24 protein-coding genes and 1 riboswitch are annotated in these 24,083 nt (G+C 69.3%); of the genes, 12 read left to right on the top strand and 12 right to left on the bottom strand.

Going from position 1 to position 24,083, the window contains the following annotated elements; all coding sequences use genetic code 11:
- Window positions 1-976 precede the first annotated feature (976 nt).
- From ACGFZS_RS31665 to gcvT, 10 genes are all read right to left on the bottom strand, one after another.
- Complete coding sequence (locus tag ACGFZS_RS31665; protein WP_393797933.1) at window positions 977-1,240, bottom strand: hypothetical protein; 264 nt, start codon at window positions 1,238-1,240, stop codon at window positions 977-979.
- A complete protein-coding gene (locus ACGFZS_RS31660) occupies window positions 1,237-2,079 on the bottom strand; it encodes a hypothetical protein (protein WP_393797932.1) in 843 nt (280 codons plus the stop codon). Before ACGFZS_RS31660 ends, ACGFZS_RS31665 begins: the two co-directional genes overlap by 4 nt.
- Window positions 2,076-2,288, bottom strand: coding sequence for a hypothetical protein (locus ACGFZS_RS31655; protein WP_393797931.1), 213 nt, complete (start codon window positions 2,286-2,288; stop codon window positions 2,076-2,078). Before ACGFZS_RS31655 ends, ACGFZS_RS31660 begins: the two co-directional genes overlap by 4 nt.
- Window positions 2,285-2,638, bottom strand: coding sequence for a hypothetical protein (locus ACGFZS_RS31650; protein WP_393797930.1), 354 nt, complete (start codon window positions 2,636-2,638; stop codon window positions 2,285-2,287). Before ACGFZS_RS31650 ends, ACGFZS_RS31655 begins: the two co-directional genes overlap by 4 nt.
- A 260-nt stretch (window positions 2,639-2,898) precedes the next feature.
- The gene (locus ACGFZS_RS31645; protein ID WP_393797929.1) at window positions 2,899-3,198 is read right to left on the bottom strand and encodes a hypothetical protein; all 300 of its coding nucleotides are present in this window, start codon (window positions 3,196-3,198) and stop codon (window positions 2,899-2,901) included.
- A gap of 292 nt (window positions 3,199-3,490) precedes the next feature.
- Window positions 3,491-4,045: a Uma2 family endonuclease gene (locus ACGFZS_RS31640; RefSeq protein ID WP_362654599.1), complete on the bottom strand. Its 555-nt coding sequence runs from the start codon at window positions 4,043-4,045 to the stop codon at window positions 3,491-3,493.
- A 418-nt stretch (window positions 4,046-4,463) separates the two neighbouring features.
- Complete coding sequence (locus tag ACGFZS_RS31635) at window positions 4,464-5,831, bottom strand: L-serine ammonia-lyase (RefSeq protein ID WP_393797928.1); 1,368 nt, start codon at window positions 5,829-5,831, stop codon at window positions 4,464-4,466.
- Between the two features lie 56 nt (window positions 5,832-5,887).
- Window positions 5,888-7,150 (bottom strand): serine hydroxymethyltransferase, encoded by a 1,263-nt coding sequence (gene glyA / locus ACGFZS_RS31630; protein WP_393797927.1) that lies wholly within the window; start codon window positions 7,148-7,150, stop codon window positions 5,888-5,890.
- A gap of 14 nt (window positions 7,151-7,164) precedes the next feature.
- Complete coding sequence (gene gcvH, locus ACGFZS_RS31625; RefSeq protein ID WP_365692053.1) at window positions 7,165-7,542, bottom strand: glycine cleavage system protein GcvH; 378 nt, start codon at window positions 7,540-7,542, stop codon at window positions 7,165-7,167.
- 98 nt (window positions 7,543-7,640) lie between these two features.
- On the bottom strand, window positions 7,641-8,768 hold the full coding sequence (gcvT, locus tag ACGFZS_RS31620; protein WP_393797926.1) for a glycine cleavage system aminomethyltransferase GcvT: 1,128 nt from the start codon (window positions 8,766-8,768) through the stop codon (window positions 7,641-7,643).
- 165 nt (window positions 8,769-8,933) lie between these two features.
- A riboswitch (glycine riboswitch) is annotated at window positions 8,934-9,031 on the bottom strand.
- Window positions 9,032-9,187: 156 nt separating this feature from the next.
- On the opposite strand from gcvT, the gene ACGFZS_RS31615 reads away from it, so the two are divergent.
- The 10 genes from ACGFZS_RS31615 to ACGFZS_RS31570 all read left to right on the top strand — a co-directional run bounded on the left by ACGFZS_RS31615 (window position 9,188) and on the right by ACGFZS_RS31570 (window position 20,602).
- A complete protein-coding gene (locus tag ACGFZS_RS31615) occupies window positions 9,188-9,871 on the top strand; it encodes an AAA family ATPase (RefSeq protein ID WP_393798032.1) in 684 nt (227 codons plus the stop codon).
- A gap of 67 nt (window positions 9,872-9,938) precedes the next feature.
- Window positions 9,939-10,730 carry an enhanced serine sensitivity protein SseB gene (locus ACGFZS_RS31610; RefSeq protein ID WP_393797925.1) on the top strand — a complete coding sequence of 264 codons (792 nt, stop codon included), beginning with the start codon at window positions 9,939-9,941 and terminating at the stop codon, window positions 10,728-10,730.
- Window positions 10,731-10,903: 173 nt separating this feature from the next.
- Window positions 10,904-11,659 carry an enhanced serine sensitivity protein SseB C-terminal domain-containing protein gene (locus tag ACGFZS_RS31605; RefSeq protein WP_393798031.1) on the top strand — a complete coding sequence of 252 codons (756 nt, stop codon included), beginning with the start codon at window positions 10,904-10,906 and terminating at the stop codon, window positions 11,657-11,659.
- A gap of 354 nt (window positions 11,660-12,013) precedes the next feature.
- The gene (locus ACGFZS_RS31600; RefSeq protein ID WP_359218752.1) at window positions 12,014-13,012 is read left to right on the top strand and encodes an ABC transporter permease; all 999 of its coding nucleotides are present in this window, start codon (window positions 12,014-12,016) and stop codon (window positions 13,010-13,012) included.
- A gap of 37 nt (window positions 13,013-13,049) precedes the next feature.
- Entirely contained in the window at window positions 13,050-14,825 is a 1,776-nt protein-coding gene (locus tag ACGFZS_RS31595) for an ABC transporter substrate-binding protein (RefSeq protein ID WP_393797924.1), read from the top strand.
- A 72-nt stretch (window positions 14,826-14,897) separates the two neighbouring features.
- Entirely contained in the window at window positions 14,898-15,905 is a 1,008-nt protein-coding gene (locus tag ACGFZS_RS31590) for an ABC transporter permease (RefSeq protein WP_365692039.1), read from the top strand.
- Complete coding sequence (locus ACGFZS_RS31585; protein ID WP_393797923.1) at window positions 15,902-16,993, top strand: ABC transporter ATP-binding protein; 1,092 nt, start codon at window positions 15,902-15,904, stop codon at window positions 16,991-16,993. Before ACGFZS_RS31590 ends, ACGFZS_RS31585 begins: the two co-directional genes overlap by 4 nt.
- On the top strand, window positions 16,990-18,396 hold the full coding sequence (locus tag ACGFZS_RS31580; protein ID WP_393797922.1) for an ABC transporter ATP-binding protein: 1,407 nt from the start codon (window positions 16,990-16,992) through the stop codon (window positions 18,394-18,396). The genes ACGFZS_RS31585 and ACGFZS_RS31580 overlap by 4 nt, the downstream gene beginning before the upstream one ends.
- Before the next feature lie 100 nt (window positions 18,397-18,496).
- Window positions 18,497-19,888: a M1 family metallopeptidase gene (locus tag ACGFZS_RS31575; protein ID WP_393797921.1), complete on the top strand. Its 1,392-nt coding sequence runs from the start codon at window positions 18,497-18,499 to the stop codon at window positions 19,886-19,888.
- 54 nt (window positions 19,889-19,942) lie between these two features.
- Complete coding sequence (locus ACGFZS_RS31570; protein WP_393661159.1) at window positions 19,943-20,602, top strand: trimeric intracellular cation channel family protein; 660 nt, start codon at window positions 19,943-19,945, stop codon at window positions 20,600-20,602.
- Here ACGFZS_RS31570 and ACGFZS_RS31565 read toward each other — a convergent pair.
- Entirely contained in the window at window positions 20,511-21,731 is a 1,221-nt protein-coding gene (locus ACGFZS_RS31565) for an alpha/beta hydrolase (protein ID WP_393797920.1), read from the bottom strand. The genes ACGFZS_RS31570 and ACGFZS_RS31565 overlap by 92 nt on opposite strands.
- 165 nt (window positions 21,732-21,896) lie before the next feature.
- Between ACGFZS_RS31565 and ACGFZS_RS31560 the strand changes: the two genes are divergently transcribed.
- Both ACGFZS_RS31560 and ACGFZS_RS31555 read left to right on the top strand, forming a co-directional pair.
- Window positions 21,897-22,748 (top strand): thioesterase family protein, encoded by an 852-nt coding sequence (locus ACGFZS_RS31560; RefSeq protein ID WP_393661162.1) that lies wholly within the window; start codon window positions 21,897-21,899, stop codon window positions 22,746-22,748.
- Window positions 22,749-22,943: 195 nt separating this feature from the next.
- Window positions 22,944-23,321 carry a hypothetical protein gene (locus ACGFZS_RS31555; protein WP_355717018.1) on the top strand — a complete coding sequence of 126 codons (378 nt, stop codon included), beginning with the start codon at window positions 22,944-22,946 and terminating at the stop codon, window positions 23,319-23,321.
- Between the two features lie 73 nt (window positions 23,322-23,394).
- Here ACGFZS_RS31555 and ACGFZS_RS31550 read toward each other — a convergent pair whose 3' ends face one another.
- Entirely contained in the window at window positions 23,395-24,024 is a 630-nt protein-coding gene (locus ACGFZS_RS31550; RefSeq protein ID WP_393797919.1) for a TetR family transcriptional regulator, read from the bottom strand.
- Between the last annotated feature and the right edge of the window lie 59 nt (window positions 24,025-24,083).

Here is a 24,083-nt window from a genome sequence, read left to right as displayed (position 1 = left end):
CGCCGGGACCAGCCCGGGTCGGGCCGGTTCGGAGCGGACGAGGCCGGTCCGCCGGGGCCGGACGGCCAGCCGTACCGCATGCGGTGCCGGGCACGCTCGGCGGTCACCGGCGCGGGCGGCTCCGCGGTTGTCGACGCGGAAGCGGATCGCGTCCAGCACCGTGCCGCAGCAGTGGCCTCACCACCGCCCACTCGGCGTCTGCCATACCCGTCGGACACCGAGGCCCTCGCACCCCGCAGCGCCGTGGAAATGCGACAACAGGGCCCCCTGGACAACTTGTTGGCGTAGACACCCTCCGAGCTGCCCAGAGGACGACAACAACCGCCAACGGCCGAGGCCGCGAGGGCATCGCGCTGGTCAGGGCCCGTTTCCCTAGCACTCGATGATGTTCACCGCCAGCCCGCCCCGGGCCGTCTCCTTGTACTTGACGGACATGTGGACGGCTGTTGATCATGGGGACTTTTTGGGGACTCCTTGCCGAGGGCCGCCTGCGAAGCGTCCGATGATACGTGACGTACTTGCGAGGGTTGGGTCCTTGGCGTCCACCATGAAGACCGACCGCTGTGTTGGACCCGCGCACTCGTAATGCGTAGCTCTCGGGTTCGAATCCCGAAAGTGGCTCTGTGGTGAACCCCAGGTCGGCCATCTGACCTGGGGTTTCTTGTTTCGGGCGACCTTGGAATCCAGGCAATTCGGGCATCTGTGGTCTACGTATCGCAATGCGTAGGTCTGGGATCGACTGGCAGTGGGCGTTTCGGTTCACAGGGCTGTGAACTGGCTTTTTGTTCCGTGCTGCCGGTCGGCTCGGGTCTGTCGGCTTCGGCGTGGTGGCCGTGCGTGCAGTGATTGTGCAAATGGATCCTGATCTGCCGTGCCGTCACGGGCGTGCTTGGGCCGCAGGGTTGTGTCATCCGGACAATCCCGCGATCAACGCACTTCACCTGGGACACGATCGACAGGAGCCGCCGCAATGGTGTCAGCCAGTGGTGATGTCCACCGATGCAGGTCGCGGCGTCGGCTGGGCGGCCGGCGCCAGGACGGGACCGCGTTCCCGGGCGAGGAGCTCGACGATCTCGTGGAGACGGAACTTCGGGTCGGGAGCCTCGGTGATCATTTCGGTGAGCAGGTTGTTGAAGTCCTCCAGTGCGGAGCTGCCGAGCCCGGCCGCGTTCATCGCGGCGTGCCCTTCCTGGAGTTGCCCGATGATGCGGGCGGCCTCGGCGTTGACGGCGGTCGTCATGTCGGCACCTCCGCCCGCTCGGACCCGGTCTCGCAGAGGACGCGGGTGAGCGTGTCCCACACCTGGTCGGGGTCCCCGGTCTCCAGGATCATCCCGGCTGCCACGTCGAGGGCCTTGTCGATACGCCCGCCGTTGTTCTCCTTCTCTACGTCGATGGCGCGCAGTGCGCGGACAACGTGGGGGCGGGCCGCCGCATGCGCGGCGGGCAGCCGGTCGGTGGCGTCCGCCAGGTCCCAGCCAGCCGGGACCTGGTACGCGGCCGGGCTGTCGTGGTAGGTGACGACCCTGGGAGTGCCTTTGCCGCTGCCCAGGTGGACGTCCAGGCGGAGCCGGGACGCTTCCCGGAACAGGGCGGTGATGCCCGGGCCCATCCCGTCGAGGATCACCTCGCGGACGGCGTACCCGTGCCGGCGCAGCGAGATGCGGGCGAGCCAGACGGCGGTGCCGGGGTTGGCGAGGTGCCTGTCGTAGACGAGGGTGGCGGTGCCGTCGGCGGGGCTGAGGTCGCGGATGTCGGCGGCCTTGCCAAGGGAGATGGTTCCGCGTCGGACCGTGAGGGTGAGGTCGAGGGGGATCGTGGCGGTCACAGCGTCACCTCGGTCTACCCCGAGCGCCTGGGCGAGCAGGTACCGGGCGACGGTGTCGTGCTTCAGTTCGTTGCGCCCGGTCGGCATGGTGAGCCGCAGCTCACCCGTCTTGCGCTGGACGATGACGGCGCCGAAGAACGCCCGGTCGGTGATCGGGGAGTCGGTGAGCGTCACGCCCAACTCGTTGATCAGCACGGGTAGGGGGGTGTCCATCAGGTGGTCGGCGGACGGCTTCGTGGCGGAGACGGTCACAGCGTCACCTCCGTGGCCTTGTCGGTGTACAGCTGGCGGAGGCGGAGGAAGATGTCGTCCGCGAGTTCCTTGGCTTTCTCCGGGGTGTACACGTCCAGGAGGGCCTTCCGCATCGCCTCGTCGACCGCCCCGGGGAGGACGGCGGCGAGCCGGTCGAGAAGCGCGGTGGGGGTGGCGGCGGTGGCCTTGTCGAAGTCGGAGAAGGTCATACTGGCATCACGCCCTGGTGGGCGAGGAGGGCGCGTGCGGCCCACAGGCGGGTGGAGGGAGCCTGTCCGGCAGGGACAACGAGGAGACGGGTGCCGTCCTTGTGCTGCAGGTAGTGCCCGTACAGGCCGTCGAATGGACCTTCCCACTCCACGACCTGGATGCCATGCGCAGCGGTGAGCACCTCGAACGCGGTGGTGGGGTCGTTGATGGCAGCCATGATGCGGGCGGAGTCCTGCTCGACACGGGCCTGCATTTCTGCGTCGGAATTGAGGGCTTCGGGCTGCGGAGGCAGAGAAGCCAGGTGCTTGGTGACGCCGACGGGAGTAACGCTTGTTGCTGTTTTCGCCATGCTCTTGCTCCTTCAACGCGGGAGTTGGGTACAGACCTCGGGACCGTTGCCGTAACCACCGGCCGAGGGCGTTCTGCTTTCGGTGGTAGTCGCCCTGGCGATCTTGGGTGACTGCCAGGTGCTGACGAGGACCGCAGTATCGACGTCGACCGGTGCGGCCTCGGCGAACTCGACCTTGAGGCTCGGGGTGCAGGCCTTCATCGAGACGGGGCGAGGCCGTGGGCCTTGAAGATGCGGGTGATCTCGGCGAGGCCCGGGGTCTACCGCGAGGACGGGGTGCGGCAGACGCGCCATGCGCCGTAGGTGCCGGCGGGCAGCCTGTCGAGGACCTTCTTCGCGGCGCGCTCGCCACGGTCAGTGCGGCGGGCCTGGTCGGCGGCGCGCTCGTACTCGCAGGCGGTGGCCTCGATCTGCTCGACCGGGGGGATCTCGTCGACCTCGTCCAGGCCGGCCGGGTTCGGGGCCTCGACGATCGCGGTCTCGGCTTGGTCGGCAATGAGGGCGGCGGGGGCGACGCCGGAGCGGACCATGTCGGTGATGGTGCCGAGCTTGCCCCGCACCGGATGAACGGTGCGGGGGATGTGAGAAGAGCGTCTTCGCGTCGCAAGGTCGGTGCGCTGGACGCCCTTTTGTCGCCGGGTCCAGAACTGGAGTCCCGCCCGATGGGGCCCAGCCCGCCGCCGGGCCTTCCCGGGGCCAGAATGGGGCCGGAAGGACCGGGAAACCCCGGGACTGATCACCAAAACCCCGGGCACCCCAATGCGTGGAGCTCTTCAGTCGCGGTTTCGATGATCGTGCCCTCGCCGACCGGCTGCCGGGCCTCTTCCTGCTTCGGGGCGCGTTTTCTCAGACTCAGTGACTGTCGGGCGCCGGGTCCGGCAGGGGGAGTTCGTCGAGGTCGAGGGTGAAGGTGCGGCCGTCGGCCAGGGGGATGGGGAGCTTGCCTGTGCCGTATGCGCGGGTGTGGGCGGTGCTGTAGCCGCTGGAGGTGGGCTCGGTGTGCAGGACGACTTCCCGGGCGTAGGGATCCACGACGAGGTAGACGGGGATGCCGTACCGGCCGTACTTCGCGGTGCAGTCGTCGTAGTCCTTGCGGGCGGAGGACGTGGAGACGACCTCCGAGATCAGCAGGACGTCCTCGAAGCCGTAGCGCTTGCCTTCCTTGCGCGCGTCCTCGCGCAGGATGGCCAGGTCGGGGGCGGAGTTCTCGTCGGCGGGGAAGTCGATGTAGACGTCGGAGGTGACCTTCGCATGACGGCCGAGGGCGGCGGCCGAGTCGATCTGCATCGACCTGATGGTGCTCGAGTGCTCCTCGCTCTGCGGGGTCATGATCACCTTTCCGTCGGCCCCGAACAGGACCGTGTAACCCTTGGGGAACTCGGTGTGCACGATCGCGTCGACACTCATGAACGGTGCTCCTTCCCGTGTGCCGTCATGATACGGCGGTGAGCGCCGCGCAACTGGACGGAACAGCAGGTGGGCGGACCCGGCAACGTGGGGTACGGACCTCTCCCGCCCGCGGTGATCGACAACGGCGACTTCCACGCGTACGGGGAAAACCACGGCCGACTCGAACACGAACGGCAGCACACCGCCCGCAGCAGCACTTCGTCTTCGGGGCGCGACCACCTCACGGTCGCTCACTCAACGACAAATACACCCTGCCATGGTGCGCGAGCGGCGTATCCAGCCTTGATCGCGTGCCGCGAACCCGCAGGTCAAGAGCCCCTTTCATGGGGACTTTCCCGGGGACTTTCCCCCGCGTAAGCAGGGAAGGCCCCGACAGCGCCGAAAGACACGCACGCGCTGGTCGGGCCCCGTCCCCTCAGCACTCGATGATGTTCACCGCCAGCCCGCCGCGCGCCGTCTCCTTGTACTTGACGCTCATGTCGGCGCCGGTGTCCTTCATGGTCTTGATGACCTTGTCGAGGGAGACCTTGTGGGAGCCGTCGCCGCGCATGGCCATGCGGGCGGCGGTGACGGCCTTGACCGCGGCCATGCCGTTGCGTTCGATGCAGGGGATCTGGACCAGGCCGCCGACCGGGTCGCAGGTGAGGCCGAGGTTGTGCTCCATGCCGATCTCGGCCGCGTTCTCGACCTGCTCGGGGGAGCCGCCGAGGACCTCGGCGAGCGCGCCCGCCGCCATCGAGCAGGCGGAGCCGACCTCGCCCTGGCAGCCGACCTCGGCGCCGGAGATGGACGCGTTCTCCTTGAAGAGCATGCCGATCGCGCCGGCGGCGAGGAGGAAGCGGACGACCCCGTCCTCGTCGGCGCCGGGGATGAAGTTGATGTAGTAGTGCAGGACCGCCGGGATGATGCCCGCCGCGCCGTTCGTGGGGGCGGTCACCACGCGGCCGCCGGCCGCGTTCTCCTCGTTGACGGCCATCGCGTAGAGAGTGATCCACTCCATCGCGTGGGCCAGCGGGTCGCCCTCGGCGCGCAGCTGGCGGGCGGTCACGGCGGCCCGGCGCTTCACCCGGAGCCCGCCAGGGAGGATGCCCTCGCGGGACATGCCGCGGGAGACGCACGCCCGCATCACCCGCCAGATGTCCAGCAGGCCCTCGCGGATCTCCTCCTCGGTGCGCCAGGCCCGCTCGTTCTCCAGCATCAGCGCGGAGATCGACAGACCCGTGTCCTTCGTCAGGCGCAGCAGCTCGTCGCCGGTGCGGAAGGGGTACTTCAGGACCGTGTCGTCCAGCACGATGCGGTCCGCGCCGACCGCGTCCTCGTCGACGACGAACCCGCCGCCCACCGAGTAGTAGGTCTTGGAGAGGAGTTCGGCCCCGGAGGCGTCGTGGGCCCAGAGGGTCATGCCGTTCGCGTGGTAGGGGAGCGCCTTGCGGCGGTGGAGCTTGAGGTCGTCGTCGAAGGAGAACGGGATCTCGTGCTCGCCCAGCAGCGACAGACGTCCGGTGGTCCGTATCGTCTCGATGCGGTCGTCGGCGGTCTCCACGTCCACCGTGCGCGGGGAGACGCCCTCCAGGCCCAGCAGCACCGCCTTCGGGGTGCCGTGGCCGTGGCCGGTGGCGCCGAGGGAGCCGTAGAGCTCGGACCGTACCGAGGCGACCGACTCCAGGAGCCCCTCGTTGCGCAGCCGGCGGGCGAACATCCGGGCCGCGCGCATCGGGCCGACGGTGTGCGAGCTCGACGGGCCGATGCCGATCGAGAACAGGTCGAAGACCGAGATGGCCACGGGCACTCCTTGGAAAAGGGCGGGGGCGCACGCCGTCGGGCGCCCCCACCAGGGAACTACTTGTTCAGACCGGGGTAAAGCGGGTGCTTCGCGGTGAGGGCCTCGACTCGGGCCTTCAGGGCCGCCGCGTCGTAGGACGGCTTCAGGGTCTCGGCGATCACGTCCGCGACCTCGGCGAAGTCCTCGGCCGTGAAGCCGCGGGTGGCCAGCGCCGGGGTGCCGATCCGCAGACCCGAGGTGACCATCGGGGGCCGCGGGTCGTTGGGGACGGCGTTGCGGTTGACCGTGATGCCGACCTCGTGGAGGCGGTCCTCGGCCTGCTGGCCGTCCAGCTCGGACGCGCGCAGGTCGACGAGGATCAGGTGCACGTCCGTGCCGCCGGACAGGACGTTCACGCCGGCCTCGCGGGCGTCGGCGGCGGTGAGCCGCTCCGCCAGGATCCGCGCACCCTCCACCGTACGACGCTGGCGCTCCTTGAAGTCCGCCGAGGCGGCGACCTTGAAGGAGACCGCCTTCGCCGCGATCACGTGCTCCAGGGGACCGCCCTGGAAGCCCGGGAAGACGGACGAGTTCAGCTTCTTCGCGAAGGCCTGCTTCGCGAGGATGATGCCGCCGCGGGGGCCGCCGAGGGTCTTGTGGGTGGTGGAGGTGACGACGTCGGCGTAGGGGACCGGGTTCGGGTGCAGGCCCGCCGCGACCAGGCCGGCGAAGTGCGCCATGTCGACCCAGAGGTACGCCTCGACCTCGTCGGCGATCCGCCGGAACTCGGCGAAGTCCAGCTGCCGCGGGTAGGCGCTCCACCCCGCGATGATCACCTTCGGGCGGTGCTCCTTGGCGAGCCGCTCGACCTCGGCCATGTCGACCAGACCGGAGTCGTCGACGTGGTAGGCCACCACGTCGAACTGCTTGCCGGAGAAGTTCAGCCGCATGCCGTGGGTCAGGTGGCCGCCGTGGGCGAGGTCCAGGCCCAGGATGGTGTCGCCGGGCTGGGCCAGCGCGAACAGGGCCGCCTGGTTGGCGGAGGCACCGGAGTGCGGCTGCACGTTGGCGTACTCGGCGCCGAACAGCTCCTTCACCCGGTCGATGGCGATCTGCTCGGTGACGTCGACGTGCTCGCAGCCGCCGTAGTAGCGGCGGCCCGGGTAGCCCTCGGCGTACTTGTTGGTGAGGACCGAACCCTGGGCCTCCATGACCGCGACCGGAGCGAAGTTCTCCGAGGCGATCATCTCCAGGGTGGACTGCTGGCGCACCAGCTCGGCGTCGACCGCGGCGGCGACCTCCGGGTCGAGCTCGTGCAGGGACGTGTTCAGGACGGACATACCTCTACGACTCCTCAGCCGGCGGTGAAGGCGGTGTACTCGTCGGCGGAGAGCAGCTCGGCCGGCTCACCCGTGACGCGCACCTTGAACAGCCAGCCGCCCTCGAAGGGGGCCGAGTTGACCAGGGAGGGGTCCTCCACGACGTCCTCGTTGACCGCGGTGATCTCGCCGTCGACCGGCGAGTACAGGTCGGAGACCGACTTGGTCGACTCCAGCTCGCCGCAGGACTCGCCCGCGGTCACCGTGGCGCCGACCTCCGGGAGCTGGACGAAGACGACGTCACCGAGCGCGTTGGCCGCGTGCTCCGTGATGCCGACCGTCGCCACGCCGTCCTCGGCGGCCGACAGCCACTCGTGCTCCTTGCTGTAACGCAGCTGCTGGGGGTTGCTCATGGCCTGAATTCTCCTGTACGCGGGGGAGTGCTGGTGAAGGGGGGACTGCTGGAGGCGTGCGTGACCAGCGGCGATGTGCGCAGGGTCACGCCCGGTGGCTACTTCTGGCGCTTGTAGAAGGGCAGGGCCACGACCTCGTACGGCTCGTGGCTGCCCCGGATGTCCACGCCGACGCCGGCCGTGCCGGGCGCCGCGTGCGCCGCGTCGACGTAGGCCATGGCGATCGGCCGGCCGAGGGTCGGGGAGGGGGCACCCGAGGTGACCTCGCCGATCACCTCGCCGCCGGCGACCACGGCGAATCCGGCGCGCGGGATCCGGCGGCCCTCGGCGACCAGGCCGACCAGGACCCGCGGCGGGGTCGCCTCGGACCGGGCCGCCGCCGCGGCGAGCGCCTCGCGCCCGACGAAGTCGCCCTCCTTCTCGAACTTCACCACCCGGCCGAGCCCGGCGTCGAAGGGGGTCAGGCCGGTGGTCAGCTCGTGCCCGTACAGCGGCATGCCCGCCTCCAGGCGCAGGGTGTCCCGGCAGGACAGCCCGCAGGGCACCAGGCCGACGCCCTCGCCGGCCTCGGTCAGCGCCTGCCACAGCGCCACGGCGTGCTCCGGCTTCACGAACAGCTCGAAGCCGTCCTCGCCGGTGTAGCCGGTGCGGGCGATCAGCGCCGGGACCCCGGCGACGGTGCCGGGCAGCCCGGCGTAGTACTTCAGGCCGTCCAGGTCGGCGTCGGTCAGCGCCTTCAGGATCCCGGGGGACTCCGGGCCCTGGACGGCGATCAGCGCGTACGCGTCGCGGTCGTCCCGCACCTCGGCGTCGAACCCGGCGGAGCGCTCGACGAGCGCGTCCAGGACGACCTGGGCGTTGGAGGCGTTGGCGACGACCAGGTACTCGCTCTCGGCCAGCCGGTAGACGATCAGGTCGTCCAGGATGCCGCCGTCGGCCCGGCAGATCATGGTGTAGCGGGCCCGGCCCACGCCGACCGAGGCGATGTTCCCGACCAGGGCGTGGTTCAGCAGACCGGCCGCCTCCGGGCCGGTCACGGTGATCTCGCCCATGTGGGAGAGGTCGAAGAGCCCGGCCCGGGTCCGCACCGCGACATGCTCGTCGCGTTCGGAGCCGTAGCGCAGAGGCATGTCCCAGCCGGCGAAGTCGGTCATGGTCGCGCCCAGCGAGCGGTGCAGGGCATCGAGCGCGGTACGGCGCGGTCCAGCGGAATCGGTACTGCTCATCGGTCGTTCGTCTCCCAAAGGTCCCGGGGGTTCCAGGGCATGACAGGCGGGGCTGTCCTCCCCATCTGTCATCGGAACCTGAGAGGTTCGCCCTGACCACCTTCGTGATCACGGCTTGCACCTTGGGTGGGACCACCGGCACGGCGGCCCGCTTTTCAGATGTGCCTCGCCCGCGCGGTAACGGGGCCTGAGAGATTCAAGGGAGGGACTTGCTCCTTCGGCGCCCCAGTGAAGACTGCTGGGGACTCTCCCGCGCGGATTCAAACGGCCGGTATGCAGTTGGCGGCCACATCATTGCATGCCGGGCGGAGCTTTGTAACGGGGCTGTGGCCGGACGCGAACGGAACCGCGAGAGACCGTGCATTACCTTCTCTTTACATTAAGTGGGGAGAACCTTTCCTGAACCCCCGGGGAGGACGATCACGGTGACAAGGACCACGGCATACGCGACGACGACAGGGCTCGCCCTGCCGGGCCAGCCGGCGGCCCCGGCCCGCGAGCGGTGCGACGAGCGCCCCGCCCGGGTCGTCCGCGACCTGCGCGACCGCGCCGGCCACAGCCCGCACGGCCTGCTCTTCGGCCCCCGTGACCTGGTCGTGGTCACCGGGCTGCCGGGCAGCGGCAAGTCCACCCTGATGCACCGCACCGTCCAGGGCATACGCATCGACTCCCAGGACACCCGCGACCGCTGGGACGCCCGCCTGGCCCGCCTGCTGCCCTACGCCGTCTACCGCCCGCTGGTCCGGCTCGCCCACTACGCCGGACTGCGCAGCGCCCTGCGCACCGGCGAGGGCGTCGTGGTGCACGACTGCGGCACCCAGGCCTGGGTGCGCGACTGGCTGGCCCGCGAGGCCCGCCGCCGCGGCGGCACCCTGCACCTGCTCCTCCTGGACGTCACACCCGGCCTGGCCCTGGACGGCCAGCGCGAGCGCGGCCGGGGCGTCTCCCGGTACGCCTTCCTGCGCCACCGCCGGGCGGCCGGCCGGCTGCTGCGCGCGGCGGAGAAGGGGAAGCTGCCCGAGGGGGTCGGCTCGGCGGTGCTGCTCGACCGGGACGCGGCGGACGTGCTGCACCGGATCGCCTTCGCGCGCCGGGCGGACTGATGGACTTGTCGGCGCCACCCGCTAGCCTTTCCAGCCTCAGCAGTGGTTTCCAGCAGGCGGTAGTGAGATGGACTTCCCGGCGGACATTCCCGCGGACTTCCCGGCACAGGCACACCCCCACCCGCACGGCGGTTGGCCCGGCAACGAACTGGAGGAGGTGCTGTCGGCCTCCCTCGGCGTACCCGCCGCGGCGGCGCGGCTCATCGAGGTACTGAGCCGCAGTTTCCTCTGGATCCCGCTGCCGGAGGGCGGCGGCCCGCACAGCGGCGCGCTTGACCTGCCCACCACGGAGATCGAGGGCCAGGTGTACGTCCCGGTCTTCAGCTCCGAGGAGCAGTTCCGGCTGGTCGTCGGCTCCCATCTGTCGTACACCATCGCCCCCGCCGTCGAGTTCGCGCGCGGCCTGCCGCCGCAGGTCGGCATGGCCGTGAACCCCGGGGGAGTGGTCGGCCTCCCGCTGCCGCCGGAGGCGGTCGCGGAGCTGTGCCGGTCCCGGCGCACCGAACTGGACGGCCCCGCCTCGGGCGGCCGGGTCCGCCTCTTCGAGCCGGACTGGCAGGACGACCCGATGGACTTCCTGTCCGCCGCGGCGGCGGAGTTCGCGGCGATCGGCGTGGTCGCCACGGCCCGCCGCTGCCTCGCCGCGGTCGAGACCGCCGACCCCGCCATGTTCATCGGCGTCGAACTCTCCCAGTGGGAGGGCGACCTGCGGGCGCTCCCGCTGGAGGCCCTGGGCAGAGCCCTGGGCCGAGTACCGGTGAAATGGCCGGTCAACCTGGTCCTGCTCGATGTGGCCGACGACCCGGTGGGCCACTGGATGCGGGAGAACGTCCGCCCCTTCTATCAATACGGTCACTGAAAGCGCCCCCTTGGGGGCGCGGGGAACTGCGCGAAGTACCACGACGGACCCGCACTCGCCCACGCACAACAGGTCCCGAGCTACTGGGCGCATAAGCTTGTCACTACACGCGGGGCAACTTCGAAGGGGCGGTACGACAGGTGAGCGCGAGCCTCAGCGGCAGCGTCGAGCACATGCTGCGCCAGGTGACCCCCGGGCGCTACGACGCCTACGAGGCACTCCTCCGCGCCCTCGCCACGCCCTCCTCCGGCCAGGTCTGGATGCTGCTCTGGCACGGCCAGTCCGGCTCCCCGGACGCCCAGTACGGGAACATGGAGGTCGAGGGCCACGGCTACGCCCCCTGCGTGACCTCGGCCCAGGAGCTCTCCGCGAGCGGCTGGAACCGCTCGTACGAGGTGGTCGAGGGCGTCGACGTGGCCCGCACGCTCTACCCCGACCACTACGGCCTCTGGCTCAACCCGCACGCCCCGGGCGGCGGCGTCGGCATCCCCTGGCTGGACCTGCGCCGGATCGCGGCCGGCCTGGACCGCCAGCCGGCGGGGCCGCTGCGGCTGACCGAACCGGCCATCGAGGTCCCGCAGTTCTACGCGCTCCTGTCGCAGAACGCCCACCGCACCCCGGCGGTCCGCTCGCTGCGGCGCGCCTGGGTGCAGCCGGCGCTCGGGGCGCCGTATCTCGCGATCGGCCTGGACGTGTACGACACCTCGCCGCCCGCCGTCGACTCGGTGCGCGCGATGATGCAGCAGTCGATCGGGGCGGTGCCGGACGGGCTGCCGGTGTCGACGGTGGCGATGACCGACGAGTACGACCCGGTCGTGATGTGGATGCGGGCGACGGCACGTCCGTTCTACGACCGGGAGGCGCATGCGGCGTTGCCGCCGGCGCCGGTGGCCGGGTACGGCTACCCACCGGCCCAGGGCGGTTACTGAGCGGGCGGGGCGCTCCGTCCGGGGCGGCTGAGACGGTTCACAAGTTTTACGTAACGAACACATTTCTCCGCGCGTAGATGGCGATGGAACGTTCCGTTCCGCCCGGATTGACCTCTCTGTCCCAACTGACCCGCGTCCGAGGGGCGTTACCCACTGTTCGGATAACGGAATCCCCCGGACTGCATCACGGTTGCGCATACTTTCTCCGCCAGATCTGGCGGGTGATCGCGGCGACGCTGAAGACTCGCCAGTCAGACATGAGGTTGGTTTAAACCTCATGATCGAGCAAGTCGACAAAGCCGCAATCCGCGGCTGGCGTAGGCCGGTCACCACCGGCGAGAGGGGTCGCTCACCGTGACCGCACCGATCGAGACCACCGGGGCGGCAGCCGAGGCACAGCCGGAGGCTGTGCTGGAGGGTGCCGGTAAGGGGCAGATCGAGGGTCGTTCCCTCGGGCAGATCGCCTGGTCCCGGTTCAAGAAGGACAAGGTGGCCGTCGCGGGCGGCGTCATCGTGATCCTGCTGATCGTCGTCGCGATCCTGGCCCGTCCCATCCAGGCCCTGTTCGGCCTCGACCCCAACGCCTTCCACCAGGACCTGATCGACGCCAACACCTCGCTGCCGACGGGCGGCTGGGGCGGTATGAGCCTCGATCACCCCCTGGGCGTGGACCCGAAGTTCGGCCGTGACATCGCCACCCGCATCCTCGAGGGCTCCTGGGTGTCGCTGGTGGTGGCCTTCGGCGCCACGATCCTCTCGAACGTGATCGGCGCGATCCTGGGTGTCGTCGCCGGCTACTACGGCGGACGCGTGGACTCGGTCATCAGCCGGCTGATGGACACCTTCCTCGCCTTCCCCCTCCTGCTGTTCGCCATCGCCATCTCCGCCACCCTGCAGGGCGGGGCGTTCGGCCTGAACGGACTGCCGCTGCACCTCAGCGTGCTGATCTTCGTCATCGGCTTCTTCAACTGGCCCTACCTGGGCCGGATCGTGCGCGGCCAGACCCTCGCCCTCCGGGAGCGCGAGTTCGTCGACGCCTCCCGCGGCATGGGTGCCAAGGGCCCGTACATCCTGTTCCGCGAGCTGATGCCCAACCTGGTCGGCCCGATCATCGTCTACTCGACGCTGCTGATCCCGACCAACATCCTCTTCGAGGCGTCCCTCAGCTTCCTCGGCGTCGGCATCCAGCCCCCGCAGGCGTCCTGGGGCGGCATGCTCCGCGAAGCGGTGACGTACTACCAGGTCGATCCCGAGTACATGATCGTGCCCGGCCTTGCAATCTTCGTGACCGTGCTGGCGTTCAACCTGCTCGGTGACGGTCTCCGCGACGCTCTCGACCCGCGCAGCCGCTGACGCCTGCTGTCACCGAGAGCCCGAAAAGTTTCCGACAATGGAGGGGATTCCGCCCATCATGCGAAGGTCAGCGCTGGCCGCGATCGCGGCCATCGGCTCCGCCACTCTGCTCGTTGCAGGGTGCAGCAAGGCCGATGACAACAAGGACGGCAACGACGGCGGCAGCTCCGCCGCGGCCAACGCCGCCACCAAGGGTGTCGTCAACGCGTCCGACAAGAAGGGCGGGACGGTCACCTACGAGCTGTCCGACGTCCCGGACTCGTTCGACCCCGGCAACACGTACTACGCGTACATGTACAACCTCAGCCGGCTGTACGCCCGCCCGCTGATGACGTTCGAGCCCGGCGCCGGCTCCAAGGGCAACACCCTGGTCCCGGACCTCGCCGCGAGCAAGGGTGTCCCGAGCGACGGCGGCAAGACCTGGACGTACAAGCTGCGTTCGGGCCTGAAGTACCAGGACGGCTCGGCGATCACGTCCAAGGACGTCAAGTACGCCGTCGAGCGCTCCAACTTCGCGCGTGACGTGCTCTCCCTCGGCCCGAACTACTTCCAGCAGTTCCTGGTCGGCGGCGACAAGTACAAGGGCCCCTACAAGGACAAGAGCGCCAAGGGCCTGTCGTCCATCGAGACCCCGGACGACACCACGATCGTCTTCCACCTGAAGCAGGCCTTCCAGGAGTTCGACTACCTGGTCTCGGCCCCGCAGACGGCCCCGGTCCCGCAGGCCAAGGACAACGGCGTCGACTACGTCAAGAACATCGTGTCCTCGGGCTCGTACCAGTTCCAGAGCTACCAGGACGGCAAGCAGGCCGTGCTGGTCCGCAACAAGAACTGGGACCCGAAGACCGACCCGCTGCGCAAGCAGCTGCCGGACAAGATCGTCGTCAACCTGAAGGTCAACCCCGAGACGATCGACAAGGACGTCCTGGCCGGCGACGCGATCGACCTCGGCGGTACGGGTGTCCAGGCGGCCACCCAGGCCCAGGTGCTCACCGACGCCAGCAAGAAGGCCAACACGGACAACACCTACGGTGGCCGTCTGGTCTACATGGCGATCAACACCAAGCTGAAGCCGTTCGACAACGTCTCGTGCCGCAAGGCCGTCGAGTACGCGATCGACAAGGTCTCGGTGCAGACCGCCGAGGGCGGCCCGATCCGCGGTGACATCGCCACCACGGTGCTGCCGCCGGACATCCCGGGCTACTCGAAGGCGGACGTCTACGCCACCACCGGCAACAAGGGTGACGTGGCCAAGGCCAAGGAGCAGCTGAAGGCCTGCGGCAAGACGTCGATCAACACCAACATCACGGCCCGCTCGGACCGCCCGCAGGAGATCGACGCCGCCACGGCGATCATCAACTCGCTGAAGCAGGTCGGCATCAACGCGACCCTCAAGCAGTACCCGTCGGGCAAGTACTTCACCGACTACGCCGGTGTCCCGAACTTCGCCAACAAGCAGAACGTCGGCCTGATGATGATGCAGTGGGGTGCCGACTGGCCGTCCGGCTACGGCTTCCTGCAGCAGATCCTGAACGGTCAGGCGATCAGCCAGTCCGGTAACACCAACCTGTCGCAGTACGACAACAAGTCGGTCAACGACCTGCTGGCCAAGGCGATCGGCACGCAGGACGACACCGAGCGCAACAGCATCTACACGCAGATCGACAAGCAGACCATGGACGACGCGGCCCTCGTGCCGCTGACCTACTTCAAGGTCCTGCTGGCCCGCCCGACCACCTTCACCAACCTGGTTTCCACGGCGGCCTTCAGCGGTCAGTACGACTACCTCAACATCGGCGTAGCGTCGAAGTAGCAGCCCCGGAAGGCAGGTGAAGGCATTGGTGCCCGCGGGCCGAGAGGCCCGCGGGCACCAGCGCCGATCCCCGTGATCTCGTACATCCTCCGTCGGACGCTCGCAGCGGTGATCCTGCTGCTGGTCGTCTCCGCGGTCACCTTCGCCATCTTCTTCGTGCTGCCGCGACTCGCCGGGCAGACCGCTGATCAGCTGGCGCAGCAGTACATCGGCAAGAGCCCGTCGAAGGCGGACATTGTCGCGGTCAAGCACAACCTCGGTCTGGACCAGCCCGTCTACGTCCAGTACTGGCACTTCATCAAGGGGATCGTCTCCGGCGCCACCTACGACCTGGGCCCGACCACGGTGCACTGTGACGCGCCGTGCTTCGGCTACTCCTTCAAGACCCACCAGGCCGTCTGGCCGCAGCTCACCTCCCGGATGCCGGTGACCCTGTCGCTGGCCCTCGGTGCCGCCGTCCTGTGGCTGGTCTCCGGCGTGGCGATCGGCGTGGTCTCCGCGCTGAAGCCGCGTTCCATCTTCGACCGCACCTTCATGGGCGTGGCCCTCGCGGGCGTCTCGCTGCCGATGTTCTTCACCGGCAACCTGGCGATCCTGCTCTTCACCTACCAATGGCCGATCTTCGGCCGAACGTACGTCCCGCTCACCGAGAACCCGGCGCAATGGGCCAACACCCTGATCCCCGCCTGGTGCTCGCTCGCGCTCCTGTATTCGGCCATCTACGCGCGGCTCACCCGCTCGGGCATGCTGGAGACGATGAACGAGGACTACATCCGCACGGCCCGCGCCAAGGGCCTGCGCGAGCGCAAGGTCGTCGTCCGGCACGGACTGCGCGCCGCGCTCACCCCGATCATCACCGTCTTCGGCATGGACCTCGGTCTGCTGCTCGGCGGCGCGGTGATCACCGAGACCGTGTTCTCGCTGCACGGCATCGGCCAGTACGCGGTGCAGGCCATCGACGACAACGACCTGCCCCCGATCCTCGGCGTGACCCTGCTCGCCGCCTTCTTCGTCGTGATCGCAAATCTCCTGGTGGACCTGCTCTACGCGGCCGCCGACCCGCGGGTGAGGCTCTCGTGACCGAACTCTCCAAGACCGGCGCCGCCGTGGGCGAGCCCACGCAGGCCGGCCCGTCCGACGCCTTCCTCGACGTCCGCGACCTCAAGGTGCACTTCCCGACCGACGACGGCATCGTCAAGTCGGTCGACGGGCTCAGCTTCTCCCTGGAGAAGGGCAAGACCCTCTCCATCGTGGGCGAGTCCGGCTCCGGCAAGTCCGTCACCTCGCTGGCCATCATGGGCCTGCACCGGCTCGGCGCCCGCGGCAAGAACGTGCGGATGTCCGGCGAGATCTGGCTCGGCGGCAAGGAGCTGGTCAGCGCCTCCCCGGACGAGGTGCGCCGGCTGCGCGGCCGCGAGATGGCGATGATCTTCCAGGACCCGCTGTCCGCGATGCACCCGTACTACAAGATCGGCGACCAGATCGTCGAGGCGTACCGGGTCCACAACAACGTCAGCAAGAAGGTCGCCCGCACCCGCGCCATCGAGATGCTCGACCGGGTCGGCATCCCCGAGCCCGCCAAGCGCGTCGACGGCTACCCGCACGAGTTCTCCGGCGGTATGCGCCAGCGCGCCATGATCGCCATGGCTCTGGTCAACAACCCCGAGCTGCTCATCGCGGACGAGCCGACCACCGCCCTCGACGTCACCGTCCAGGCGCAGATCCTCGACCTGATCCGCGACCTCCAGAAGGAGTTCGGCTCCGCGGTCGTCCTCATCACCCACGACCTGGGTGTGGTGGCCGAGATCGCCGACGACGTGCTGGTGATGTACGGCGGCCGGTGCGTGGAGCGCGGTCCGGTCGACGAGATCTTCGAGAAGCCGCAGCACCCCTACACCTGGGGCCTGCTGGGCTCGATGCCGCGCATCGACCGCGAGACCTCCGACCGGCTCATCCCGGTCAAGGGCCAGCCGCCGAGCCTCATCAACGTCCCCTCGGGCTGCGCCTTCCACCCGCGCTGCCCGTACGCGGACCTTCCCAAGGGGAACGTCACCCGCACCGTCCGCCCCGAGCTGCAGCAGGTCGACGGCGGCCACTGGTCCGCCTGCCACCTCTCGGCCGAGGACCGGACGCGGATCTGGACCGAAGAGATTGCGCCGAAGCTGTGAGCGACACGAAGAAAACCGACGAGGCGGTCATCCCGCAGCAGGCGCCGGCTCCCGAGGAAGCGTCCGGGAAGGCGTCCGGTGAGCGGGAGGTGCTGCTGAGGGTCGAGGGCCTGCAGAAGCACTTCCCGATCAAGAAGGGCATCCTGCAGCGGCAGGTGGCCGCGGTGAAGGCCGTCGACGGCATCGACTTCGAGGTGCGCAAGGGCGAGACCCTGGGCGTGGTCGGCGAGTCGGGCTGCGGCAAGTCGACCATGGGCCGGGTCATCACCCGTCTCCAGGACCCGACCGGCGGCAAGGTCACCTTCGAGGGCCAGGACATCACGCACCTGTCCACCGCGAAGATGCGCCCGCTGCGCCGCGACATCCAGATGATCTTCCAGGACCCGTACGGCTCCCTGAACCCGCGTCACACCATCGGCTCCATCGTCTCCGCGCCGTTCCGGCTGCAGGGCGTCGAGCCGGAGGGCGGGGTCAAGAAGGAGGTCCAGCGCCTCCTCGAACTGGTCGGCCTCAGCCCCGAGCACTACAACCGCTACCCGCACGAGTTCTCCGGCGGTCAGCGCCAGCGCATCGGCATCGCCCGCGCGCTCGCCCTGAAGCCGAAGCTGGTCGTCGCCGACGAGCCCGTCTCCGCCCTGGACGTCTCCATCCAGGCCCAGGTCGTCAACCTCATGGACGACCTCCAGGAGGAGCTCGGCCTGACGTACGTGATCATCGCCCACGACCTCTCCGTCGTCCGGCATGTCTCGGACCGGGTCGCGGTGATGTACCTCGGCAAGATCGTCGAACTCGCCGACAGCCCCAAGCTGTACGAGACGCCGATGCACCCGTACACCAAGGCCCTGATGTCGGCCGTGCCGGTGCCGGACCCGAAGCGCCGGGGCCAGAAGAGCGAGCGCATCCTGCTCCGCGGTGACGTGCCGTCGCCGATCGCCCCGCCGTCCGGCTGCCGCTTCCACACGCGGTGCTGGAAGGCGACGGAGATCTGCAGGACGACCGAGCCGGCGCTCATCGAGCTCCGCCCGGGCCAGCGGGTCGCCTGCCACCACCCCGAGAACTTCGCCGACCAGGCCCCGCAGGACACGGTCCTGCTGACCGCGGCGAAGGAGGCCTCGGAGCTGGTGGGCGAGGCGGTCCTGGAGGAGGAGGCCAAGACGTCGGCGGCGGTCGCGGCAGAGGTGGCCGAAGCCGAGGCGGCCGAGGCCGAGGTCGCCGAAGCCGAGGTTCCCGAGGTTCCCGAGGCCGACGCCTCTGAGCCGGACGCCTCCGACGCCGAGGAGCCGGCCGCCGAGGAGGCCGACGCGCCCGCGGCTGACGCGTCGTCCGAGACTCCGGACGCTTCCGAGGCTTCCGACGCCTCCACAGCGGCGTCACAGAAGTCACAGGAGTCAACCGACAAGTAGCCCATGACACAACTAGGTAAAGTCATGTACATGTCTTTACCGAAGGGCGCAGAGTCGACCGTGTCCGTGCACTGACCGGCACGCTCGAAAGGGACGACTCATGCGCCTCTCCCGTTCGGCACGTACGGCGGCCGTCGCAACCGCGGCGGCCGCCTCCTTCGTCATCGCCGCCGCCCCCGCCCCCACCCCGGGCGCCGACGGCATCGGCGACCCCTACTTCCCGCAGCTGGGCAACGGCGGTTTCGACGCCCGCCACTACGACCTCGACGTGGCCTACGCCCCGGACACCGGCCGACTGGACGGTCGTACCACCCTCACCGCCCGCGCCACCCAGAACCTCTCCTCCTTCGATCTCGACCTGCAGAAGCTGGAGGTCACCCGGGTCGAAGTGAACGGCAGACGCGCCCAGTTCACGCGCAGCGGCGACGAGATCACCGTCACCCCGAAGGACGCCCTGCGCAAGGGCCGGGACTTCACCGTCTCCGTCACCTACGGCGGGATACCCGAGCCGCTCAACGGCCCCATCGTCTTCGGCTCCGACTACGGCTGGATGAAGACCGCCGACGGCGTCTTCGTCGCCTGCGAGCCCAACGCCGCCTCCACCTGGTTCCCGTCCAGCGACCACCCCTCCGACAAGGCCACCTACGACATCCGGATCAAGGCGCCCGAGGGCCTGACCGGTGTCTCCAACGGCCGGCTGGTGTCGACGTACGACAAGGGCGGCTCGACGTTCACGCACTGGCGCGAGTCGAAGCCGATGGCGACCTACCTCGCCACCGCCACCATCGGGAAGTTCGACGTGCGCACCGGGGAGACGCCCTCGGGCATCCCGATCTACGTCGCCATCGACCCGGTGCTCGCCAACAGCAACAACGTCGACGTCTACGCGGTGACGGCCGCCGCCACCGACTACTGGTCCCAGGTCTTCGGGCCGTACCCCTTCGAGGAGACCGGGGCCATCGTCGACGACATGCCCGAGGCCGGGTTCTCGCTGGAGGTGCAGAGCAAGCCGGCCTACTCGGCGGTGCGCAGCGAGACCACGATCGTGCACGAGCTGGCCCACCAGTGGTTCGGCGACTCGGTGAGCGTGGCGCAGTGGAAGGACATCTGGCTGAACGAGGGCTTCGCCACCTACGCCCAGTGGCTGTGGGCGGAGCACCAGGGCACCCGCTCGGCCCACGACTCCTTCCTGGCCGGCTACAACTCCCGGGCCGCCGACAACCCCTTCTGGCAGATCACCGTCGCCGACCCGCAGCGGGACACCATGTTCGCCTCGGCGGTCTACCAGCGTGGCGCGATGACCCTGCAGATGCTGCGCGAACGGATCGGCGACACCGCGTTCTTCAAGCTCCTGCCCGCCTGGACGAAGCTGCACCGCTACGGCAACGCCGACACCGCCGACTTCATCCGGCTCGCCGAGAAGATCAGCGGACAGCAGCTGGACGACCTCTTCCAGACCTGGCTGTTCACCACGGGGAAGCCGACCCTGTAGGCCGTGGGCCTGGCTTTGTAAGGTGAACGCACCCTGACAGGACACAATGTCAGGGTGCAGCTCCAGCAACTCTTCTCTCCCTCCGTCCAGCACACGCTCGATGTGATCGGCATCTTCGTCTTCGCGATCTCCGGCGCGCTGCTGGCCGTCCGCAAGAACTTCGACGTCTTCGGCATCGGCGTGATGGCCGAGGTCACCGCGCTGGGCGGAGGGATCTTCCGGGACGTGATCATCGGGGCGGTACCCCCGGCCGCCTTCACGGACCTGGGGTACTTCATCACCCCGCTGATCGCCGCCCTGGTGGTGTTCTTCCTGCATCCGCACGTGGAGCGGATCCAGTCGGCGGTCCTGGTCTTCGACGCGGCCGGCCTCGGCCTGTTCGCGGTCAGCGGCACGACCAAGGCCTACTCCTACGGCCTCAACCTCACCGCCTCCGCCGCCCTGGGACTCGCCACCGCGGTCGGCGGCGGCGTGCTCCGGGACGTGCTCGCCAACGAGGTTCCCTCGCTGCTGCGCTGGGACCGCGACCTGTACGCGGTCCCGGCGATCGTCGGGGCGACGACGGTGGTGCTGTGCATCCACTACGACGCGCTGAGCCCGTTCACCAGCGGGCTCGCGGTCGTCACCGCTTTCGTGCTGCGCCTGCTCGCGATGCGGTACCACTGGCGAGCGCCGCGTGCGTGGAACCGGCGCTCGACGGTTCGGGAGGAGTAGTCCCGGACCGGACCCGGCTCTGGCCCATGTTGACCGTGAGCCACTCGAAGACCGTCTGCACCTGGGGCCGCCACAGGGCCATGTTGTGGCCGCCGTCGCTGCGCGGCAGGTACACCACGTGCACGGTCGTCGGGGCCTTGGAGATCTGTTCGAGCGCCACGGCGGCCTGGTAGCCGTCACCGGACTCGCCGGAGAGGTAGAGCGCGATCCGGGGCGGGGTGGTCGCCTTCCTCAGCAGCAGGTAGGGGTTGTTCTCCTCGCGCAGGGCGATGCTCTGTGCGGCGAGTGAATTGCGTTCGCCGATCGGGTCGTTGTAGCCGGACAGGCTGATCGCCGCCCGGTAGCGGTCCGGGTGGGCGACGGCCAGCTTGACCGCGCAGTGCGCGCCCGCCGAGTACCCGGCGGTGGCCCAGCCGGCGGGGGCGGGCGCGGCCCGGAAGTTGTCGGTCACCATCTTCGGCACGTCGATGCTGAGCCAGCTGTCGGCGTTGACCGTGCCCGGGATGTTGGCGCAGCCGGTGTCCACCCCGGCCAGCAGGTTGGTGCGCGGCGCGACCAGGATGAAGGGCGCGACCCGGCCGCTGCGCATCAGCGGTTCCAGCTGCGAGGTCACCTTCATGGAGCCGAACCAGGCCTTGGCCGAACCGGGGTAGCCCGGCAGCAGCTCCACGACCGGGAACTTGTGGTTCCTGTACTTGGCCTCACCGTACTGGGGTGGCAGCCAGACGTAGACCTCGGCGTTCACCCCGGAGATCCGGCCCTTGAGCTGGGTGACCCGCACCCCGCGCATGCCCGGTCCGCTCGCCGCGGTGAAGGACTGCCTCACCTTGGGCAGGGTCTTCAGCGCTATGCCGCCGGTACCGTCCCGGCCGAGGTTCGCGGCCTGCTGGACGTGGTTGCCGGTACCGAGCAGGTCGGCCCAGTTGTCGTACAGGTTGTTCTGGTTGTTGACCAGTACGAAGATCAGGGTGACCGCCGTTCCCTGGGCGAACAGCAGCATCAGGACCCGGGCCGCCGTACGCACGGCCTTGGGTCCCCGCATCCTCGACCACAGGAAGAGCGGCAGTATGAGGGCGACCACGGACAGGACGATGGTCGTGTAGAGGAACGGAGTCCCGGTGAGGCTCATGTCCCCATAGAGGGGAATCCGGAGCCCCGGGTTACGGACGTGTCCGGACACTTACCTAGAAATTGCCGGAACCTCACTCGGCGGAGGGATCCTTTACCGGCCGGTCCGCTGGTATGTGGATCACAAAAGCTACCGCTTAGTAATTACCTATTGTACGGTTCAGGCATGCCAGAAGCAGCATCCACGCGGGCCGTGATCGGCGACAGCGAGTTCGACCGCGACACCGCGGTCACCCGGCGCTCTCCCGGGGTCTACGACATCGACCTCTCGGCCGGCTGGACCATCATCAACGCGGTGAACGGCGGCTATCTCCTCGCCGTGCTCGGCCGGGCGCTCGCGGACACGCTGCCGCATCCGGACCCGTTCACCATCTCCGCGCACTACCTGACCGCGTCCCAGCCGGGCCCGGCCGTGATCCGCACGGACACCGTCCGCACCGGCCGCACCCTCTCCACCGGCCAGGCCTCGCTCTTCCAGTACGACGACGAGGGCCACGAGGTCGAACGCATCCGCGTCCTCGCCTCCTACGGCGACCTCACCACCCTCCCCGACGACGTCCGGACGACGGCCGTCCCGCCCGCGTTCCCGGCCATGGACCAGTGCTTCGGCCCCGAGGACGGCCCTGCCCCGGTCGACGGCAGCTCCGCCATCACCGACCGCCTGATGCTCAAGCTGGACCCGTCCACCCTCGGCTGGGCCCTCGGCGCCCCCTCCGGCAAGGGCGAGATGCGCTCCTGGTTCGGTCTCGCCGACGGCCGTGACCCCGACCCGCTCTCCCTGCTCCTGGCGGTGGACGCGCTGCCGCCCACGGCCTTCGAGATCGGCCTGAAGGGCTGGGTCCCCACGGTCGAACTGACCGTCCACGTCCGCCACCGCCCCGCCCCGGGCCCGCTGCGCGTCTCCATCACCACCCGCAACCTGGCCGGCGGTTTCCTGGAGGAGGACGCCGAGGTCTGGGACAGCGCGGACCGCCTGGTCGCCCAGTCCCGGCAGTTGGCCCGGGTCCGGCTGGGCTGACGACCCCGTTCTGTCACGGGCTTGTATCAGCGAGTAGACAGCGACCGTGTGGGAAGGCGCAGGTCAGCGCGGTGTCTTGAGCTTTCCTTTACCCGAATCACAGGCTGGGGACAGTGCGGCCCCAAGTACGCCCTAAGCGCCGTTGGTTGAGTGCCACGCCTCAGGACTCCCTCATCCTTTATGGAGTTGTCTCTCATGAAGCGTGTACGTCTCGTCCCCGCGGTCGCCCTGCTCGCCGTGTCCCCGCTGCTGTTGACCGCGTGCGGCTCGGGCGACTCGTCGTCCTCCAGCAGCGGCAACTCCGGCCAGTCGCAGTCTTGTCAGCAGCCGTCCGGGATGCCCACCGGCAACGCCTCCGGCATGCCGAGCGGTGCCCCCTCCGGCGCGCCCACGGGCAACTCCACCGTCAAGCCGACCGGTACCCCGACCGGGATGCCGAGCGGCGGTCCCGGCGGCGGCGGTCAGGGCGGCGGCCCCGGTGGCGGCCAGGGCGGCGGTTGCGGCGGCGGTCAGGGCGGCCCCGGCGGTGCGGCGCCCAGCGGCGCCCCGACCCAGCAGGCGACGAAGAGCTGACGCCACGGGCTGTACGACAGGGGCGGCGCGTCCGGTCTCACCGGACGCGCCGCCCCTTCGCGTTGCCCGCGGGTCAGTCCAGCCAGTGCTGCCGGCCGAGGCTGATCAGCCGCAGCTGACGGGTCGCCACCCGGGTGACGCGCTGCCGCTCCGCGTCCGAGGGGTCCGGTGACTCCAGGGACTCCAGGAACAGCGAGGCGGTGATGAGCATCTGGTCGACGTAGAGGTGGGCGAGCATCAGCAGGTCGTCGTCGTTCCACCCCACGGCCTCGGGGTCCTTGGCCAGCTCGGTCTTGACCTCCACGGCGAACCGGGCGAGCTGGCTGCGGATCTCCTCGCGCACCGGCTGCACCCCGCCGTGCCGTTCCCGGGCGATGAACCGGACGTGCGCCGGATGGGCGGACACATAGTCGGCGATCAGCCGCACCGCGTGGGTGATGCGCTCCTCGCCGGACTTGGACACCGTCGTACGGACCATCGGATGCAGGCTGCCCAGGGCCTCGTCGACGAGCGCGACGCCGAGGTCGGCGGTGGAGCGGAAGTGCCGGTAGAAGGCGGTCGGGGCGACGCCCACGGCCCGGGTGACCTCGCGCAGTCCCAGGCTGCTCAGGCTCTGCTCCTCCAGCAGGGCGAGCGCCGCGTCCAGGAACGCCTGGCGGGTCTTCTGCTTCTGGGCCTGTCGGATGCCGAGGGTGTGACTCATGTCATCCAGTTAACAACTGTTCTCCGGAATTGGAAAGCCGTGCGAGTTGCTAGACTCAA

The organism is Streptomyces sp. NPDC048288 (assembly GCF_043201555.1).
Taxonomy (GTDB): Bacteria; Actinomycetota; Actinomycetes; order Streptomycetales; family Streptomycetaceae; genus Streptomyces.
Note: the sequence above shows the minus strand (reverse complement) of the source record. Positions and strands in the feature narration are given on the sequence as shown.

Excerpts from the sequence above, each read along its gene's own strand:
- ACGFZS_RS31555 (WP_355717018.1), top strand. The coding sequence starts at position 22,944 with ATGAAGCGTGTACGTCTCGTCCCCGCGGTCGCCCTGCTCGCCGTGTCC.
- ACGFZS_RS31595 (WP_393797924.1), top strand. The coding sequence starts at position 13,050 with ATGGAGGGGATTCCGCCCATCATGCGAAGGTCAGCGCTGGCCGCGATC.
- ACGFZS_RS31640 (WP_362654599.1), bottom strand. The coding sequence starts at position 4,045 with ATGAGTGTCGACGCGATCGTGCACACCGAGTTCCCCAAGGGTTACACG.
- ACGFZS_RS31575 (WP_393797921.1), top strand. The coding sequence starts at position 18,497 with ATGCGCCTCTCCCGTTCGGCACGTACGGCGGCCGTCGCAACCGCGGCG.
- ACGFZS_RS31560 (WP_393661162.1), top strand. The coding sequence starts at position 21,897 with ATGCCAGAAGCAGCATCCACGCGGGCCGTGATCGGCGACAGCGAGTTC.
- ACGFZS_RS31655 (WP_393797931.1), bottom strand. The coding sequence starts at position 2,288 with ATGACCTTCTCCGACTTCGACAAGGCCACCGCCGCCACCCCCACCGCG.
- ACGFZS_RS31610 (WP_393797925.1), top strand. The coding sequence starts at position 9,939 with ATGGACTTCCCGGCGGACATTCCCGCGGACTTCCCGGCACAGGCACAC.
- gcvH (WP_365692053.1), bottom strand. The coding sequence starts at position 7,542 with ATGAGCAACCCCCAGCAGCTGCGTTACAGCAAGGAGCACGAGTGGCTG.
- gcvT (WP_393797926.1), bottom strand. The coding sequence starts at position 8,768 with ATGAGCAGTACCGATTCCGCTGGACCGCGCCGTACCGCGCTCGATGCC.
- ACGFZS_RS31665 (WP_393797933.1), bottom strand. The coding sequence starts at position 1,240 with ATGACGACCGCCGTCAACGCCGAGGCCGCCCGCATCATCGGGCAACTC.
- ACGFZS_RS31550 (WP_393797919.1), bottom strand. The coding sequence starts at position 24,024 with ATGAGTCACACCCTCGGCATCCGACAGGCCCAGAAGCAGAAGACCCGC.
- glyA (WP_393797927.1), bottom strand. The coding sequence starts at position 7,150 with ATGTCCGTCCTGAACACGTCCCTGCACGAGCTCGACCCGGAGGTCGCC.
- ACGFZS_RS31650 (WP_393797930.1), bottom strand. The coding sequence starts at position 2,638 with ATGGCGAAAACAGCAACAAGCGTTACTCCCGTCGGCGTCACCAAGCAC.
- ACGFZS_RS31565 (WP_393797920.1), bottom strand. The coding sequence starts at position 21,731 with ATGAGCCTCACCGGGACTCCGTTCCTCTACACGACCATCGTCCTGTCC.
- ACGFZS_RS31605 (WP_393798031.1), top strand. The coding sequence starts at position 10,904 with ATGCTGCGCCAGGTGACCCCCGGGCGCTACGACGCCTACGAGGCACTC.